Origin of the sequence: Arthrobacter sp. Leaf234 (genome assembly GCF_001422665.1) — a bacterium.
Taxonomy (GTDB): domain Bacteria; phylum Actinomycetota; class Actinomycetes; order Actinomycetales; family Micrococcaceae; genus Arthrobacter_D.
In genome coordinates, this window is the sequence record NZ_LMLU01000001.1 from 716,595 (window position 1) to 732,507 (window position 15,913).

General features: G+C 69.0%; 13 protein-coding genes and 1 pseudogene. 8 read left to right on the forward strand and 6 right to left on the reverse strand.

The annotated features are described in order from the left end of the window. The first annotated feature begins 243 nt into the window (after positions 1–243). From ASF21_RS03305 to ASF21_RS03325, 5 genes and pseudogenes are all read left to right on the forward strand, one after another. Positions 244–1,422 (forward strand): Gfo/Idh/MocA family protein, encoded by a 1,179-nt coding sequence (locus ASF21_RS03305; RefSeq protein WP_055769040.1) that lies wholly within the window; start codon positions 244–246, stop codon positions 1,420–1,422. Positions 1,423–1,465: 43 nt separating this feature from the next. Then, positions 1,466–1,684, forward strand: a pseudogene (locus tag ASF21_RS03310) (hypothetical protein); the annotation flags it as partial. Beyond that, the gene (locus tag ASF21_RS03315; RefSeq protein WP_055766735.1) at positions 1,681–2,376 is read left to right on the forward strand and encodes a ThuA domain-containing protein; all 696 of its coding nucleotides are present in this window, start codon (positions 1,681–1,683) and stop codon (positions 2,374–2,376) included. The pseudogene ASF21_RS03310 and the gene ASF21_RS03315, both read left to right, overlap by 4 nt. After that, on the forward strand, positions 2,361–3,455 hold the full coding sequence (locus tag ASF21_RS03320) for a Gfo/Idh/MocA family protein (protein WP_055766740.1): 1,095 nt from the start codon (positions 2,361–2,363) through the stop codon (positions 3,453–3,455). The genes ASF21_RS03315 and ASF21_RS03320 overlap by 16 nt, the downstream gene beginning before the upstream one ends. A gap of 523 nt (positions 3,456–3,978) precedes the next feature. After that, on the forward strand, positions 3,979–4,989 hold the full coding sequence (locus ASF21_RS03325; protein WP_055766743.1) for a DUF808 domain-containing protein: 1,011 nt from the start codon (positions 3,979–3,981) through the stop codon (positions 4,987–4,989). A gap of 65 nt (positions 4,990–5,054) precedes the next feature. On the opposite strand, the gene ASF21_RS03330 is transcribed toward ASF21_RS03325, so the two are convergent. The 6 genes from ASF21_RS03330 to ASF21_RS03355 are packed head-to-tail and all read right to left on the reverse strand — an operon-like array spanning position 5,055 to position 11,436. Next, a complete protein-coding gene (locus ASF21_RS03330; RefSeq protein WP_055769042.1) occupies positions 5,055–5,795 on the reverse strand; it encodes an HpcH/HpaI aldolase family protein in 741 nt (246 codons plus the stop codon). A gap of 50 nt (positions 5,796–5,845) precedes the next feature. Then, positions 5,846–6,631: a 2-oxo-hept-4-ene-1,7-dioate hydratase gene (hpaH, locus tag ASF21_RS03335; RefSeq protein WP_055766747.1), complete on the reverse strand. Its 786-nt coding sequence runs from the start codon at positions 6,629–6,631 to the stop codon at positions 5,846–5,848. A 2-nt stretch (positions 6,632–6,633) separates the two neighbouring features. After that, positions 6,634–7,707 (reverse strand): 3,4-dihydroxyphenylacetate 2,3-dioxygenase, encoded by a 1,074-nt coding sequence (gene hpaD, locus ASF21_RS03340; protein ID WP_055766750.1) that lies wholly within the window; start codon positions 7,705–7,707, stop codon positions 6,634–6,636. Positions 7,708–7,747: 40 nt separating this feature from the next. Beyond that, positions 7,748–9,298, reverse strand: a complete 1,551-nt coding sequence (hpaE, locus tag ASF21_RS03345; protein WP_055766753.1) for a 5-carboxymethyl-2-hydroxymuconate semialdehyde dehydrogenase — start codon at positions 9,296–9,298, stop codon at positions 7,748–7,750. A gap of 10 nt (positions 9,299–9,308) precedes the next feature. Further along, positions 9,309–9,977, reverse strand: a complete 669-nt coding sequence (locus tag ASF21_RS03350; protein WP_055766756.1) for a GntR family transcriptional regulator — start codon at positions 9,975–9,977, stop codon at positions 9,309–9,311. Beyond that, on the reverse strand, positions 9,970–11,436 hold the full coding sequence (locus ASF21_RS03355; RefSeq protein ID WP_055766759.1) for a fumarylacetoacetate hydrolase family protein: 1,467 nt from the start codon (positions 11,434–11,436) through the stop codon (positions 9,970–9,972). The genes ASF21_RS03350 and ASF21_RS03355 overlap by 8 nt, the downstream gene beginning before the upstream one ends. A gap of 287 nt (positions 11,437–11,723) precedes the next feature. On the opposite strand from ASF21_RS03355, the gene ASF21_RS03360 reads away from it, so the two are divergent. The 3 genes from ASF21_RS03360 (at position 11,724) to ASF21_RS03370 (ending at position 15,908) form a co-directional block, all read left to right on the forward strand. Further along, positions 11,724–13,640, forward strand: coding sequence for an FAD-binding monooxygenase (locus tag ASF21_RS03360; protein WP_055766761.1), 1,917 nt, complete (start codon positions 11,724–11,726; stop codon positions 13,638–13,640). 1 nt (position 13,641) lies between these two features. After that, the gene (locus ASF21_RS03365; RefSeq protein ID WP_055766764.1) at positions 13,642–14,364 is read left to right on the forward strand and encodes an IclR family transcriptional regulator; all 723 of its coding nucleotides are present in this window, start codon (positions 13,642–13,644) and stop codon (positions 14,362–14,364) included. Positions 14,365–14,543: 179 nt separating this feature from the next. Continuing rightward, positions 14,544–15,908, forward strand: a complete 1,365-nt coding sequence (locus tag ASF21_RS03370; protein WP_082471199.1) for an MFS transporter — start codon at positions 14,544–14,546, stop codon at positions 15,906–15,908. Positions 15,909–15,913: the final 5 nt, after the last annotated feature.

Sequence of the window (15,913 nt, forward strand, 5' to 3'; positions counted from 1 at the left end):
GGAGCGGCCGGGGTGATTCCTTCGTCTCGGTCAGGGCCTTCCACGTTTGCCACCGTCGATCTGCTGATGACCGACCAGTGAAAGCTTCTGACTGCTACCTGTGATGCGGATAGCTGCAGGTGGGCCGTTTCCCGTCGTCGAAGATCTTGCTGTGATCGGGAAACCGGGCAGCTCGTTCGCTGCCTATGGTGAGGGCGAAATTCTTGCTCGATTCTCTTGATGAAAGGAACTACCAGCCTCATGATGTCCACAGACAAGCCCGCCCTGCGGGTCGGTATGGTCGGCTATGCCTTCATGGGAGGGATGCACTCCCATGCCTGGCGCACCGCGCCCCGCTTTTTCGATCTGCCTCTTCACCCCGAGCTCGCCGTCCTCGCAGGTCGGGACGGACGTGCCGTGAAGGCCGCGGCCGGGAAGATGGGATGGGCGGACACCGAGGTGGATTGGCGGGCCCTGGTGGATCGTGATGACGTCGACCTGATCGATATCTGCACCCCCGGGGATACGCATGCGGAGATCGCGATCGCGGCGTTGGAAGCCGGCAAGCACGTGCTCTGCGAGAAGCCGCTGGCGAACTCGGTCGAGGAGGCGGAGCGCATGGCGGCGGCAGCGCAGGCCGCCGCGGCGAAGGGTGTCTTCGCGATGTGCGGGTTCTCCTATCGCCGCACTCCGGCTCTCGCCCTCGCCCGGCGGCTCGTCGGGCAGGGGAGGATCGGGACCATCCGGCACATCCGCGCCCAGTACCTCCAGGACTGGCTGTCGGATGAGACTGCGCCGATGACCTGGCGCCTGGACAGGAGCAGGTCTGGTTCGGGCGCGCTGGGGGACATCGGAGCGCACAGCATCGACGCCGCGCAGTACGTCTCAGGCCTGCGAGTCACGGGGGTCTCCGGTCTCCTCAACACGTTCGTGAACGAGCGCCCCCTCGGCGGGACCCTCGTGGGCCTGGGCGGTCAGGGCGCCAGTGACGGGGACACCGGAACAGTCACGGTCGACGACGCCGCCGTCTTCAGCGCACGCTTCGACTCAGGGGCTATCGGGGTGTTCGAGGCCACGCGCTTCGCGCTCGGCAGGAAGAACTCGATGAGGCTCGAAGTCAACGGCAGCCTCGGTTCGCTCGCCTTCGACTTCGAGAACATGAACTCACTGGAGTTCTACGACGGCACTCAGCCCGCCGAGACCTCGGGCTTCAGCACCATCAATGTCACCGAACCCGTGCACCCCTACACCGGGAACTGGTGGCCGGCCGGGCATGGCCTCGGCTACGAGCACGGGTTCACGCACCAGGTCGTGGACCTGGTGCAGGCGATCGCCGACGGCGTGGTGCCTTCGCCGTCCTTCGACGAGGCCCTTGGGGTCCAGAAGGTCCTGCACGCCATCGAGCGAAGCGCAGCGAACGACTCGGGGTGGCAGCATGTCTGAGGCTGCCCCGGCCGGTATCGGACCGCGCCCCGTCACCCTCCTGTGGAACCCGATCTTCCGCATGCTCAACTCGATCGGCTACGAAGGCCACACCAGCATCGAGTGGGAGGACGCCGGGATGGACCGGCTCATCGGCGCACCACGAGCGTTGGCGCTCGTCCGAGAGCCGGCACGCCCGGCCCCGTCTGCTGCCGCTTTCCCGGTGCGGAACGCGAGCACCCCTGACGTATCCGAGCACGCCTCCACGAAAGAAGGATCATGACCATGAAGAAAGCACTCGTCGTCCGCGGGGGGTGGGACGGTCACCAGCCCGTTGAGGCTACGGACCGTTTCATCCCGTTCCTCCGCGAGAACGGGTACACCGTCCGGGTCGAGGGATCGCCGAAGATCTACGCGGATGCGGATTACCTGTCGACCGTGGACCTGATCCTCCAGTGCACCACGATGAACACCATCGAGAAGGACGAGTTCATCGGGCTGCGGGCCGCCATCGAAGCGGGGACCGGGCTCGCGGGATGGCACGGCGGCATCGCCGATTCCTACCGCAACGAGTCGGACTACCTCCATCTCATCGGGGGGCAGTTCGCGTGCCATCCGGGCAAGCATCCGGACGAGAGGATCGGCGAGCAGTCCGACAACTACGTGCCCTATCGGGTCACCGTGCTGCCGGCTGCGGCGGACCATCCGATCATGCAGGGGATCGGGGACTTCGACCTCGTCACGGAGCAGTACTGGGTCCTGGCGGACGACTACATCGACGTGCTCGCGACCACGACCCAGGCGGTCCGTGACTGGGACCCGTGGAACCGTCCCGTGACGTCTCCGGCCGTCTGGACCCGGCAGTGGGGCGAGGGACGCATCTTCGTCTCGACGCCCGGTCACCGCGTCGAGATCCTCGATGATCCGAACGTCCGAACCATCATCGAAAGGGGTTTGCTGTGGGCGAGCCGTTGAACGTCGGAATCATCGGCTGCGGAGCGATCGTGGCCCAGTACCTGAAGACCCTGCCGTCGCTGGAATCGGTGAATCTGAGGGCGGTGGCGGATCTTGACTTCAGCCGCGCGGAAGCCGTCGCCGCATCGCAGGAGGGCGTGCGGGCGCTGACGGTGGACGAGCTCCTGGCCGACCCCGGGATCGACACGGTCCTGAACCTCACGATCCCTGCCGCCCACGCAGAAGTGGCTTCCCGGGCCATCGCTGCCGGCAAGAACGTCTACGGCGAAAAGCCCCTCGCTGCGAGCACGGATGAAGCACGGGAGGTGCTCGCCCTGGCCACCGAAGCCGGAGTGCGCATCGGGTGTGCGCCCGACACCGTGCTCGGGACAGGCATACAGACAGCCCGCGATGCCATCGACAGCGGCATGATCGGCCGCCCGATCTCGGCCTCGGCCACGATGATGGCACCGGGCCACGAACGGTGGCACCCCAACCCCGACTTCTACTACGTCCCCGGTGGCGGTCCCCTGCTGGACATGGGCCCGTACTACGTCACCGCGCTCGTCACCCTGCTGGGGCCGGTCACGTCCGTCATCGGTGCGGCCAGCCACACGCGGAAGGAGCGGACCATCGAATCCGGTCCGCGCGCGGGGCAGACCGTACCCGTCTCCATCGACACGCACGTTACCGGCGTCCTCGTCCACGAGTCCGGAGCTCTGTCCACCTTGGTCATGAGTTTCGATGCGGTACGAACACGGGCTTCCAATATCGAGATTCACGGGGAGCTGGCCAGCCTCACCGTTCCTGATCCGAATTATTTCGACGGCGAGGTGTCCATCTGCAACCTCGGGAACGGGGATCAGGACGGGTGGACGGTGCTTCCCGTCAGCGCGGGATACACCGGTGCGGGCAGGGGGTACGGGCTCGCCGACATGGCATCAACGCCGAACGGCGAGCAGCACAGGGCGAACGGCAACCTCGCCTACCACGTACTCGACGTCATGGAATCGCTGCTGACTTCTACCTCCAGCGGGAGGGCCGAGACGATACGGAGCACGGTGGTCAGACCCCCCCTGGTGCCGCTGACCTTCCTGTGAGGGACGGTTGCCCCTGGGTCGACGACGGGAGAGGCTGTCTCCTGGAATCTCTCTGACCGCAGTTCCGCAGAACGTCCTCCGCCTCGGGCAGCACCGAATCTGCTCACTGACTCGAGGTTTCCTCGGAAGGCCACTGATTGCCCTGCGTCCCATCCGGTCCGCGATAGCTGGATGGGTGCTCGACCGGTCGTGCGAAGCACACGCCGGTCGAGGAGAAGGGCCTGGTTGCAGTGAGTGGCTGCAACCAGGCTCCTCTCACCGCGACTCGTGACGTGTGTCATCTCGATGGGCCGGGGCGACCCACGTGCCAGTGCAGGCTGGTCAACTCGTCGGACCGTGAACGCCTCGGCCCGGCCATCGATCGAGCCGCGAGGGCGGAGCGGTCGCGAGGACCGCGACCGCGTGGGCGGGACCCCCGCCTGCCTCCGGTGCCCGCCCCGACATATGATCTGACCATGCCGAACACCTGCTCCGACCGGGGCGTCCACGCCCAGCCGTCCGTCCCCGCGGGGGGTGGGTCCCTGTGAGCGGCGGCCTCGTCGCGCTGCTCGACGACGTCGCGGCCCTCGCTCGCATCGCCGCCGCCTCGGTGGACGACGTCGCCGCCGGTGCCGGACGGGCCAGCATGAAGGCCGCGGGCGTGGTGATCGACGACGCCGCCGTGACGCCGCAGTACGTCTCCGGCGCCGATCCCTCCCGCGAACTGCCGATGATCAAGCGGATCTTCTGGGGTTCGCTCCGCAACAAGCTGCTGATCATCCTGCCGGCACTGCTGCTGATCAGCGCCTTCATCCCCGGGGTCATCCCGTTCGTCCTGATGCTCGGCGGGACCTACCTCTGCTACGAGGGCGCCGAGAAGGTGTGGCACAAGCTCCGGGGCCACCACGAGGCCAAGGACACCCCCGCCGTCGACCGCGGACCGGAAGCCGAGGCGAAGATCACCAAGGGGGCCATCACCACCGACTTCATCCTCTCCTGCGAGATCATGGTCATCTCGCTCAACGAGGTGGCAGCCGAGTCCATCTGGGCCAAGGGGATCATCCTGGTCGTCGTCGCCCTCATCATCACGGTCGCCGTCTACGGGGCGGTCGCGCTGATCGTCAAGATGGACGACATCGGGCTGCATCTGACGACGAAGGATTCACCCGCCTCGAAGCGCCTCGGTGCGCTCCTCGTCAGGGGGATGCCCGCCGTGCTCGCCGGGATCACCCTCGTCGGAACCATCGCCATGCTGTGGGTCGGCGGGCACATCATGCTGCAGGGCGCCTACGACCTCGGGTGGCACCTGCCCTACGACCTCGTGCACACCGTGGAGGAGCCGTTCGTCGGCATCCCCGTCGTCGGCGGCTTACTCGCCTGGCTCGTGAACACGCTGTGCTCCGCGATCGTCGGTGCCATCTGGGGCTCCGTGGTCATGGCCGTGGTGCACCCACTCCTGAAGGTCCTGCCCTTCGGCCGGAAGGGGGACCACCAGGAGGGTGACCTCCGCGCGGCCGTCGCGGGTCACCGCCCGAAGGGGCACGACGGCGCCTGACCGGCCCGCCGGGCCCGGCCGTCGCGGGGCATGACCCGAGGAGCGAGGGCCGGCACGCCCGGAGGTCAGTAGCTCGTGGTTGGTCCGGTCTTGTCCGCAGACCGGACGAAGGCCGCGGCCAGATCCTCCGATCCCCGGGCGAGCAGGGCGACGTCGGCCCCGACGAGGATGAAGCGCGCCCCCGCGTCGAGGTAGTGGTGCGCGGTCGCCGGGCTGAAGGCGTTGACGCCGGCAGGGACATCCGCGCGTCCTGCCGCAGCGAGGCAGTGCTCGACGGCGGCACGGACCTCGGGGTGTTCCTGCTGACCGAGCAGCCCCATCGAGGCGGCGAGATCGGACGGTCCCACGAAGATCGCATCCACGCCGTCCACCGCGAGGATGTCCTCCACCGCGTCGACGGCGGCGGCGGACTCGATCTGGACGGTCACGCTGACCGTGGCGGACGCGGTGGCAAGGTAGTCCGGCACCCTGTTCCAGCGCGCGGCGCGTGCCAGCGCGGATCCGACGCCCCGCACGCCCTCGGGCGGATACCGGGTGGCCGCGACGGCGGCCTCGGCGTCCGCCACGGAGTGCACCATGGGGATCAGCAGGTTCTGCACGCCGAGGTCGAGGTACTGCTTGATCAGCACGGGATCGTTCACGGGCGGTCGCACGAGCACCTGCACGGGATAGCCGTGGACGGCCTGCAGCTGGGCGAGGATCGATTCGAGCCCGTTCGGGCTGTGCTCGGCGTCGACCAGCAGCCAGTCGAGGCCGGAGCCGGCGCAGATCTCCGCGACCAGCGGGCTGCCGGAGCAGACCCACATCCCGGCGAGCGGACGCTCCGAGGTGGCGAGGGCGTAGGGGAAGGTGGGGCTCAGTGGAAGTGGCACGTCACGGCTCCCAAAGGTCCGTAGTCGGCGTGGATCGTGTCGCCCCTGTCCACCGCGACCGGGCGCGTGAAGGACCCGGCGAGGATGATGTCCCCGGCCTTCAGCCCGTCGCCGTGGGCGGCGATCTTGTTCGCGAGCCAGTGCACGCCGGCAGCGGGATGGTCCAGGACCCCGGCCGCGACACCGGTCTCCTCCACCACCTGGTTCCGGTACAGGAGGGCGGCGACCCATCGGAGGTCGACGGCGTCGGGCCGCACCGGCCGGCCGCCGACCACCATGGCGCCCATCGCCGCGTTGTCGGAGATGGTGTCCACGATCGTGCGGCCCGCCATCTCGATGCGCGAGTCGAGGATCTCCAGGGCGGGCACCACGTAGTCGGTGGCGTTCAGCACGTCGAAGAGGGTGCAGCCGGGCCCGGTGAGATCGTCCTTCAGGACGAACGCGAGCTCCACCTCGACGCGCGGCCCGGTGTAGCGCTCCCACTCGACCGAGCAGCCCGTCTCGAGGACCATGTCGTCGAAGATGGAGCCGTAGTCGGGTTCGGTGATGCCGGTGGCGGCCTGCATGGCGCGCGAGGTCAGGCCGATCTTGCGCCCCACCAGCGTGCGTCCGGCTGCCTCGTTCCGCTGCCGCCACAGGCGCTGGACGGCGTAGGAGTCCTCGACCGTCATGTCCGGGTAGCGCGCGGTCAGGAGGGGGACCGGGGTCCGCGTGCGGCCCGCTTCGAGGAGTTCGTCCGCGATGGCCCGGATCGTCGTCGTGTCCAGCATGGCTACAGCTGCGCCCCGAGCTTGAAGCCCTTCTCGGTGCCCGCGTCGCGGGTGTAGGAGAAGCCGTCGGCGCCGACGGTCACCGCCATCTCGCTCCTGTCCTCGCGGGCCGCGACGGGCTGCGGGTTGCCGTCGAGGTCGAGCACCAGGGACGCCTCGGTGTACCAGGACGGCACGACGGCGTTGCCCCACCAGTCGCGGCGCTGGTTGTCGTGCACGTCCCAGGTGACGGTCGGGTTGTCCGGATCACCCGTGTAGTAGTCCTGCGTGTAGATCTCGATGCGGTGGTCGTCCGGGTCGAGGATGTACAGGTAGAAGGCGTTCGAGACGCCGTGGCGCCCGGGGCCGCGCTCGATGCGGTCGGAGATGCGGAGGGCGCCCATCTTGTCGCAGATCTGGATGATGTTGTGCTTCTCGTGCGTGGCGAAGGCGACGTGGTGCATGCGTGGTCCGTCGCCTCCGGTCAGCGCCGTGTCATGGACCGTCTGCTTGCGGTGCATCCATACCGCGTAGGTGACGCCGTCGGCGTCCTGGATGTCCTCCGAGACGCGGAAGCCGAGGTCCTCGAGGTACGCCCTGCCGCGGGGGACGTCGGGGGTGACCTGGTTGAAGTGGTCCAGCCGGACCAGTTCACCCGCGGAGTACAGGTCGTAGCGCTGCGTCAGCCGTTCCACGTGCTCCACCTCGTAGAAGAACTCGTAGGGGAAGCCGAGGGGGTCCTCGACCCGGACCGAGTCGCCGATGCCCTTCGTGAAGCCGCCGGCACGACGCTCGGTGCGGCAGCCCAGCTCGCGGTAGTACGCCTCCGCGGCATCCACCTCCTCGGGGGACCTCACCCGGTAGGCGAAGGCGGCCACGGCTGCGACCGGTCCCTTGCGGAGCACGAGGTTGTGGTGGATGAACTCCTCGAGCGAGCGCAGGTAGATGGCCTCGTCGTCCTCCTCGGTGACGTGGAGGCCGAGCACGTCGACGTAGAAGGCGCGCGAACGGGCCAGGTCGGTGACCACGATCTCCATGTAGGCGCAGCGCACGATGTCCGGGGCGGGCAGGGCGGGGGTGGGGACGAAATCAGTCATGGTCTTCTCTTCTTCGAGGGAGGGTGGTCGGGAGGGCGGGTCAGCCCTCGTTGGCGGCGGAGGCCGCGATGCTGCCGAACTTCGGTGTGTGGACCGGGCCGAGGGTGATGTGGACGGCCTGCTGATCCGTGTAGAAATCGATGGAGCGGTAACCGCCCTCATGGCCGAGGCCGGAGGATTTCACGCCACCGAAGGGGGTGCGCAGGTCGCGGACGTTGTGGCTGTTGAGCCACACCATGCCCGCCTCGACGTTCTGCGAGAAGGTGTGGGCGCGCGCCAGGTCCCGCGTCCAGACGTAGGCGGCGAGCCCGTACCGGGTGTTGTTCGCGAGCTCGAGCGCCTCGGCGTCGGTGTCGAACGGCGTGATGGCGACGACGGGACCGAAGATCTCCTCCTGGAAGATCCGCGCGTCGGGCGAGACGTCGGCGAACACCGTGGGGGCGATGTAGTTGCCCTCCGGGAGGTGGTCCGGGCGTCCGCCACCGGCGAGGAGGCGGCCTTCGGTCTTCCCGAGCTCCACGTAGGAAGCCACCTTGTCGAAGTGCACCGGGTGGACGAGGGCGCCGACCTCGGTCTTCGGGTCGTGGGGATCACCGACGACGATGGCCTTCGCCCGCGCGGCGTACGCCTCGCAGAACGCGTCGTACACCGGGCGTTCGACGAGGATGCGCGAGCCCGCCGTGCAGCGTTCGCCGTTGAGGGAGAACACGCCGAAGAGCGCGGAGTCGATGGCGGCGTCGAGATCGGCGTCCGCGAAGACGATGCAGGGGGACTTGCCGCCGAGCTCCATGGAGAGGCCCTTGAGGTTCTCGGCGGCGTTCCGGAAGATGGTCTGCCCGGTGGTGGTCTCGCCCGTGAAGGAGATGAGCGGGACGCCGGGGTGCTTCACCAGCGCGTCCCCCGCTTCCTCGCCGAGGCCGTTCACGAGGTTGAAGACCCCCGCCGGCAGGCCCGCGTCCTCGAAGATCCGCGCCCAGAGGGACGCGGAGAGGGGCGTGAACTCTGCGGGCTTGAGGACCACGGTGTTGCCCGTGGCCAGGGCGGGAGCGAGCTTCCACGACTCCAGCATGAAGGGCGTGTTCCAGGGCGTGATGAGCCCGGCGACGCCGATGGGCTTCCGGTTCACGTAGTTGATCTGCGATCCGGGCACCTTCATGGCGTCGTCGAACTGGGCCACGATGAGATCGGCGAAGAAGCGGAAGTTCTCGGCGGCGCGCAGCGCCTGGCCCTTGGCCTGGGTGATCGGCAGGCCCGTGTCGAAGGTCTCGAGCTCGGCGAGCCGTGACTCCTGGGCCTCCACGGCGTCCGCGATGCGGTTGAGGACGCGGGCGCGCTCGCGCGGCTTCATGCGGGGCCAGGGGCCGTGCAGGAACGCCTCCCGCGCAGCGGCGACAGCGGCGTCCACGTCCTCCGCCTGGCCGGCCGCGGCCGTGGCGTAGGCCCGGTTCGAGACCGGATCCAGCACCTCGAAGGTCTTCCCGCCGATGGAGTCGACGGTCCGTCCACCGATGTAGTGCTGCAGGTGGGTGGGCAGGTCCTCGGGCACGAAGTGCCGGGAGCCGGCGGCAGGGGTGTCTGCAGGGGGCGTCATGGTGCGGGTCCTAACTGTTGTCCGCGCCGGTCCGGGCGAGGTAGGCGTCGAGGGTGGCACTGCGGTGGAGGCGGGCGGCGCGTTCGATCACGTCTGCGCCGGCCCCGGAGCCGATGAGGTCAAGGAGGGCGTCGTGCTCCGTGACGGACTCGCTCGCGCGGCCGGGCACGAAGCGGAAGGTCGAGGAGCGCATGGAGGCGAGGCGGGTCCAGCCCCGGTGCACCAGGTCCAGCAGGTGCGGATTGGGGCAGTGCTCGAACAGGACGCTGTGGAAGTCCTGGTTCAGCCGGGTGAACCTGACGGGGTCGAAGTCCTGCAGGCAGGCCCGCATCTCGCTGTTGACGGCCCGTGCGCGATCAAGGCCCGCGGGACCGATCAGCGGTGCGGACAGCGCCGTGGCGGCGCCCTCCACGATGCTCAGCGTCTGCATCGTGTAGAGGTATTCGGTGGGATCGATCCCGGCGACGGTGGCGCCGATGTTGCGCTGGAACGTCACGAGCCCCTCGGCCTCGAGGCGGCGGATGGCTTCCCGGACGGGCACCACGCTCACCCCGAGGTCGTGGGCGAGGCGCGCCAGCACCAGCCGGTGTCCGGGGGAGTACGTGCCGTCCGAGATGCGGGCCTTGACCGCGGAGTACGCCTGCTCGGACTTGCTCGCCATGAGCGCCGGTTCAGTCATGCGGGGCCCCGGCGTCCTGCTGCTCGTAGCGCGCCCGCCAGGCGGCGTTCATCGGGTAGAGGCCGTCCACGCCGTGGCCCTCGCGCACCATGGCCGCGATGAACTCCTCCTCCCGCTCCTGCGCGAGGGCGTCGTCGACCACCTCCTCCGCGAGGGACGGCGGGATGACGAGGATGCCGTCGGAGTCGGCGACGATGATGTCGCCGGGCTGCACCGTGGTGCCACCGCAGGCGATGGTCACGTCGGTGTCCCAGGGGATGTGGCGCCGCCCGAGGACAGCAGGGTGGGGGTTGGCGTAGTAGGTGGGGATGTCGAGGGCCGCTACGGTCGCGAAGTCCCGGACGCCGCCGTCGGTGATGATGGCCGCGGCTCCACGGACCTGTGCGCGGAGGGCGAGGATGTCGCCGATGGTTCCGGTTCCCTTCTCCCCGCGCGCCTCCATGACGAGGATCTCGCCCGCGCCGACCGAGTCGACGGCCCGCTTCTGCGCGTTGAATCCGCCGCCATGGGCGGCGAACAGGTCCTCGCGGTTGGGGACGTAGCGCAGGGTGCGGGCGAGGCCGACGACGCGACGGTCCGGGCGGGTGGCCTGCAGCCCGTCGATGCTCACGTTGTCCAGGCCGCGCCTGCGCAGCTGGGAGGACAGGGTGGCGGTGGCGACACGCTCGAGCTTCGTCCGCAGTGCTGCGGGGAGTGCGCTGGCTGCGGGAGCGAGGCCGGCGGCTTCCGCGGAACCGTAGGCCTCCTCGCGCTGGACGTCGTCGGCCTTCGGCTGCGCGCCGTAGGCGGCGAGCGGCGTGGTTCCCGCGGTGATGTGGGTGGTCAGGCGCCCGGTCGCCGCCGTCCCGTCGACGGTGGAGACCTCGACCTCGACGACGTCGCCCGGCACGGCGACGGAGGCACCGGCGGGAGTGCCGGTGAGGATGATGTCACCCCTCTCGAGCGTCAGCAGCTGGGAGAGATCGGCGATGAGCCGGGCGAAGGGGAAGAGCAGGTCCGCGGTGGTGTCGTCCTGCACCACGGTGCCGTTGTGCCAGGTCCTGATGCGCAGTGCCGCCGGGTCCACGTCGCCCGCCCGAAGCAGGCCGGGCCCCACCGGGGTGAAGCCGTCGCCACCCTTGGACCGGAGGTTCGAGCCCTTGTCCGCGTAGCGCAGGTCGTACACGCCCAGGTCGTTGCCCGCCGTCACCCACTCCACATGGCTCCACGCGTCGGCAGGGCCGACGCGGCGCGCCGCGGTCCCGATCACGAGGGCGATCTCGCCCTCGAACGCGAGCAGCTCGCACCCGGCGGGGCGTTCCACCCCGGCGCCCGTCATGGCCAGGGAGGAGGAGGGCTTGAGGAAGTAGGAGGGCTGCTCCGGCGTGCGGCCGCGCTGGGCGGCCCGGCTGGGGTAGTTGATGTGCACGGCGATCACCTTGCCGGCTGCGCGCATCAGGTCCTCGGATACCAGGTCCATGCCCTACTCCCTCGTCGACGATCGGATATGAAATCGTATACGAACGTTAGGGCTGTGACCGGGGGCACGTCAAGCCCGGATCGACGGGCCGGCGCTCAGGTCGTCGACATGCCCTTGACGTCCGCCAGGGTCGCGACCAGCAGGTCCTGGAACTCCGCGTCGCGGAATCGACGCCACGATCACGGGGGTGATTGTGCGCGCTGTCACACAGGGCTACCATCGCTGGACGAAAGAAGAACATGCCGTTCGATTATCGAACAGAGTCGTCACGATGAAGTGAGGAACCCTTGCAATTCCATCATCACGGGTACGTCTCCGGCGATCCCCGCGTGCACCCTGCGGCAGGTGCCGGCATCGATCGTCCCGAGGATCTGCCGGACGAGGTCGACGTCCTCATCATCGGAACCGGTCCCGCGGGCATGATCACGGCGGCGCAGCTCTCCCAGTTCCCCGGGATCACCACGCGCATCGTCGAGCGCCGTCCGGCTCGGCTCGCCATCGGCCAGGCGGACGGCATCCAGGCCCGTAGCGTGGAGACCTTCCAGGCGTTCGGGTTCGCGCAGCGCATCACGGACGAGGCCTACCGGATCGTGGAGATGGCCTTCTGGAAGCCCGACCCCGAGGACTCCACGCGCATCATCCGCACGGCCCGTCCCGAGGACGATCCGGCCGGTATCAGCGAATTCCCCCATCTGATCGTGAACCAGGCGCGTGTGCTCGACTACTTCGCCGAGTTCATGAGGAACGCGCCCACCCGCCTGGAGCCGGACTACGGTTTCGAGTTCGTGGGCCTCGACGTCGACGACGATCGGGAGTACCCGGTGGAGGTCACCCTCCTCCGAACGGCCGGTGCGGGCGAGGGCTCCACCCGCAGGGTACGGGCCAAGTACGTGGTGGGGTCCGACGGCGCCCGCAGCAGGGTCCGCGCAGCGATCGGCTGCACCCTCGCCGGGGACAGGGCGAACCATGCGTGGGGTGTCATGGACGCCGTCGCCGTCACCGACTTCCCCGACATCCGCCGCAAGTGCGCCATCCAGTCCGGCGAGGGTGGCAGCATCCTGCTGATCCCGCGCGAGGGAGGCCACCTCTTCCGGATGTACGTGGATCTCGGCGAGACCGGACCGGAGGACGACGGCGCCGTCCGTCGCACGACGATCGACCAGATCATCGGCAAGGCCAATGCCATCCTGAGCCCCTACACGCTCGATGTCCGGGACGTGCCCTGGCACAGCGTCTACGAAGTGGGTCATCGCCTCACCGACAGGTTCGACGATGTCCTCCCGGAGGACCGCGGGAGGCGCACTCCGCGGGTCTTCATCACCGGAGATGCCTGCCACACCCACAGCGCCAAGGCCGGCCAGGGCATGAACGTCTCGATGCAGGACGGGTTCAACATCGGCTGGAAGCTGGGCCACGTGCTGGAGGGCCGGAGTCCCGAGGAGCTGCTCGCGACCTACTCCGCCGAGCGCCAGGTCGTCGCGCAGAACCTCATCGACTTCGACAAGCAATGGTCCACCCTCATGGCGAAGCGGCCCGAGGACTTCGCGAGCCCATCGGAACTGGAGGACTTCTACGTCCGCACCGCCGAGTTCCCGGCGGGCTTCATGACGCAGTACCAGCCGTCCCTGCTCGTCGCCGGGGACCAGCACCAGGGCCTCGCCGAGGGCTTCCCGATCGGCAAGCGCTTCAAGTCCGCCCCGGTGGTCCGCGTCTGCGACGGCGTCCCGACCCACCTCGGCCATCACGCCACGGCGGACGGCCGGTGGCGCATCTACGTCTTCGCCGACCCTGCCGAGGCCGGTGCCGCGTCAGGCGTGTCCGCCCTCGCGGACTGGCTCGGTTCCGCGGCAGATTCCCCGCTCGCCGCAACACCCGAAGGCCTCGACGGTGATGCCTGGTTCGATGTGAAGGTCGTCTACCAGCAGGCCCACACGCAGGTGGACATCGGCCGGGTCCCGGTGATGTTCAAGCCCTCCGTCGGGCCGTTCGGCCTGACCGACTACGAGAAGGTGTACGCCACCGACCCCGGTGCCGACATCTTCGAGGAGCGCGGGCTGCACCGGGGCGGCGTCGTCGTGGTCGTCCGCCCGGACCAGTACGTGGCGAACGTCCTGCCCCTGGCCGATACCGGCGGGCTCGCCGCGTTCTTCGCCCCGCTGCTGGCGGCCGCCCCGAGGGTGCAGCGCGGCCGGGCGTTCGCCTGACATGAGCACCGCGGACACCGCGCGGGCGGCCACCTCCGCCCCCGCCTCGCAGACCCTCTCCCGCGGCATCCGCGCGCTGGAGATCCTGGCCGACGCGCCGGACGGCAGGACCACCGCACAGGTCTCCGCGGAGCTGGGGGTGCACCGTTCCATCGCCTACCGGATCCTCCGCACGCTGGAGGAGCATTCCCTCGTCATCCGGGACGCGGGCGGGCGGTTCCTGGCCGGTCCCGGTCTCGCGAACCTCGCCCGGGGGGTGGCGCCGCGGCTGCAGACGGCCGCGCTGCCGGAGCTCACCACCCTGGCGGCGGACCTGCGGATGACGGCGTTCGTCGCCGTGTGGGACCGCAGCCACTGCGTCACGCTGGTCGCCGTCGAACCGCCCCACGGGGAGGGGACGATCGTGCAGCGGCCCGGCTCGCGCCATCGGTTCGACGCCGGTGCGCCGGGCATCGCCATCCAGTCGGCCCTGACCGAGGCGGAGTGGGACCACCTCGCCCCCGGTCAGCCGTACCGCGAGGAGTCGCGCGCGGCGGCGGTCACGGGGTTCGCGGTGAGCCATGACGAAGTCATCCCCGGGGTCAGTTCCATCGCTGCCCCCATCCTGGTCCGGGGGCAGTTGCCCGCCGCGATCGCCGTCGTCTACGTCCGTAGCGACTCGTCCGTCGAGGATCTCGGAGCGCGGGTGGCACAGGCTGCCCGTGCCGTCGGGGCGCTCCTCTGATCCGGGGTCCCACCGCATCCGCGTAACGCGCGTCACAGTCACGTCACTCAGAACCCAGCATTACCGAATGAACGATCGTTCGGTAATGTGTGGGGCACCGACCACCGGCCGAGCTCCCGCTCCCGGGCCGGCGCCGCACGAACACCCGCACCACACACCGGAAGACGAAGGAGTTTTTCATGGCACTGGCACCAGAGCGGCCGCAGTCGGGCACCGACGCCCGCATGAGCTCGCAGGACCGCAGGGTCCTCGCCGGCACGATGGTCGGCACCACGATCGAGTGGTACGACTTCTTCATCTTCGCGCAGGCCGCGGGCATCGTCTTCGCGACCCTCTACTTCGGCCCGCTCGAAGGCGAGAGCCCCGGACTCGCGCAGCTCGTCGCCTGGGCCACCATCGGCATCAGCTTCTTCTTCCGTCCGCTCGGTGCTGTCGTCGCCGGTCGGCTCGGGGACAAGATCGGCCGCAAGGCGATGCTGGTGTTCACCCTCGTCATGATGGGCGGTGCCACCGCCCTCATCGGGTTGCTGCCCACGTACGCGCAGATCGGCATCTGGGCTCCGATCCTGCTGATGCTCCTGCGCATCCTGCAGGGCTTCTCGGCCGGTGGCGAATGGGGTGGCGCGGCCCTCATGGCGGTGGAGCACGCACCCGTGCACAAGCGTGGCTTCTGGGGCGCGTACCCGCAGATCGGCGTTCCCGTCGGGATGATCCTGGCGACCTTCGTGCTGTTCATGCTCCGTACCTCCCTGTCCCCCGAGGACTTCCTCGCGTGGGGCTGGCGCATCCCGTTCCTGCTGTCCGTTGTCCTGATCGTGGTGGGGTACTTCATCCGGTCCGCCGTCGCCGAGAGCCCCGTCTTCAAGCGCATGATCGAACGCAAGCGCGAGACGGCGACACCCCTGCGGAATCTGCTGCAGACCAACAAGAAGCAGGTCGTCCTCGCCGCGGTGATCTTCATCGGCAACAACGCCGCCGGCTACCTCGTCATCGCGTTCCTGTCCTCCTACGCCCAGCGCGTCCTCGGGATGCCCGCCGCGCCGGTCCTCCTCGCGACGCTCCTGGCAGCCTTCGGCTGGCTCATCTTCACCCTGTACGGCGGCATCCTGTCCGACCGCATCGGACGCGTCCGCACCTTCCAGATCGGCTACGGGCTCATCTTCGTCTGGATGATCCCGCTGTTCCTGCTCATCGACACCCGCAACATCTGGGCCTACGGGATCGGCATCTTCGTCCTCACCATCGGCCTCGGCCTGTCCTACGGGCCCATGTCCGCGATGTACGCCGAGATGTTCCCCGCCAACGTCCGGTACTCGGGCATCGGGATCGGCTACGCCCTCGGGGCGATCCTCGGTGGGGCGTTCGCGCCGCTGATCGCGGAAGCGCTCCTGCGGGAGACCCAGTGGTCGGGTTCCATCAGCCTGTACATCATGGCGCTCTGCATCATCTCCTTCGTCGGCGTGACGCTCGTGAAGGAGACGAAGGGCGCCCCGCTCGAGGCCGGCGAGGAACAGATCGCCGACCGCGCCGCCGACCGCGGCTAGCCGGC

Bases quoted from the DNA above. Each gene is read 5' to 3' on its own strand.
- ASF21_RS03330 (WP_055769042.1), bottom strand. From the start codon at position 5,795: ATGTGGGTCTGCTCCGGCAGCCCGCTGGTCGCGGAGATCTGCGCCGGC.
- ASF21_RS03315 (WP_055766735.1), top strand. From the start codon at position 1,681: ATGACCATGAAGAAAGCACTCGTCGTCCGCGGGGGGTGGGACGGTCAC.
- hpaD (WP_055766750.1), bottom strand. From the start codon at position 7,707: ATGACTGATTTCGTCCCCACCCCCGCCCTGCCCGCCCCGGACATCGTG.
- hpaE (WP_055766753.1), bottom strand. From the start codon at position 9,298: ATGACGCCCCCTGCAGACACCCCTGCCGCCGGCTCCCGGCACTTCGTG.
- ASF21_RS03305 (WP_055769040.1), top strand. From the start codon at position 244: ATGTCCACAGACAAGCCCGCCCTGCGGGTCGGTATGGTCGGCTATGCC.
- ASF21_RS03355 (WP_055766759.1), bottom strand. From the start codon at position 11,436: ATGGACCTGGTATCCGAGGACCTGATGCGCGCAGCCGGCAAGGTGATC.
- ASF21_RS03370 (WP_082471199.1), top strand. From the start codon at position 14,544: ATGGCACTGGCACCAGAGCGGCCGCAGTCGGGCACCGACGCCCGCATG.
- ASF21_RS03350 (WP_055766756.1), bottom strand. From the start codon at position 9,977: ATGACTGAACCGGCGCTCATGGCGAGCAAGTCCGAGCAGGCGTACTCC.
- ASF21_RS03365 (WP_055766764.1), top strand. From the start codon at position 13,642: ATGAGCACCGCGGACACCGCGCGGGCGGCCACCTCCGCCCCCGCCTCG.
- hpaH (WP_055766747.1), bottom strand. From the start codon at position 6,631: ATGCTGGACACGACGACGATCCGGGCCATCGCGGACGAACTCCTCGAA.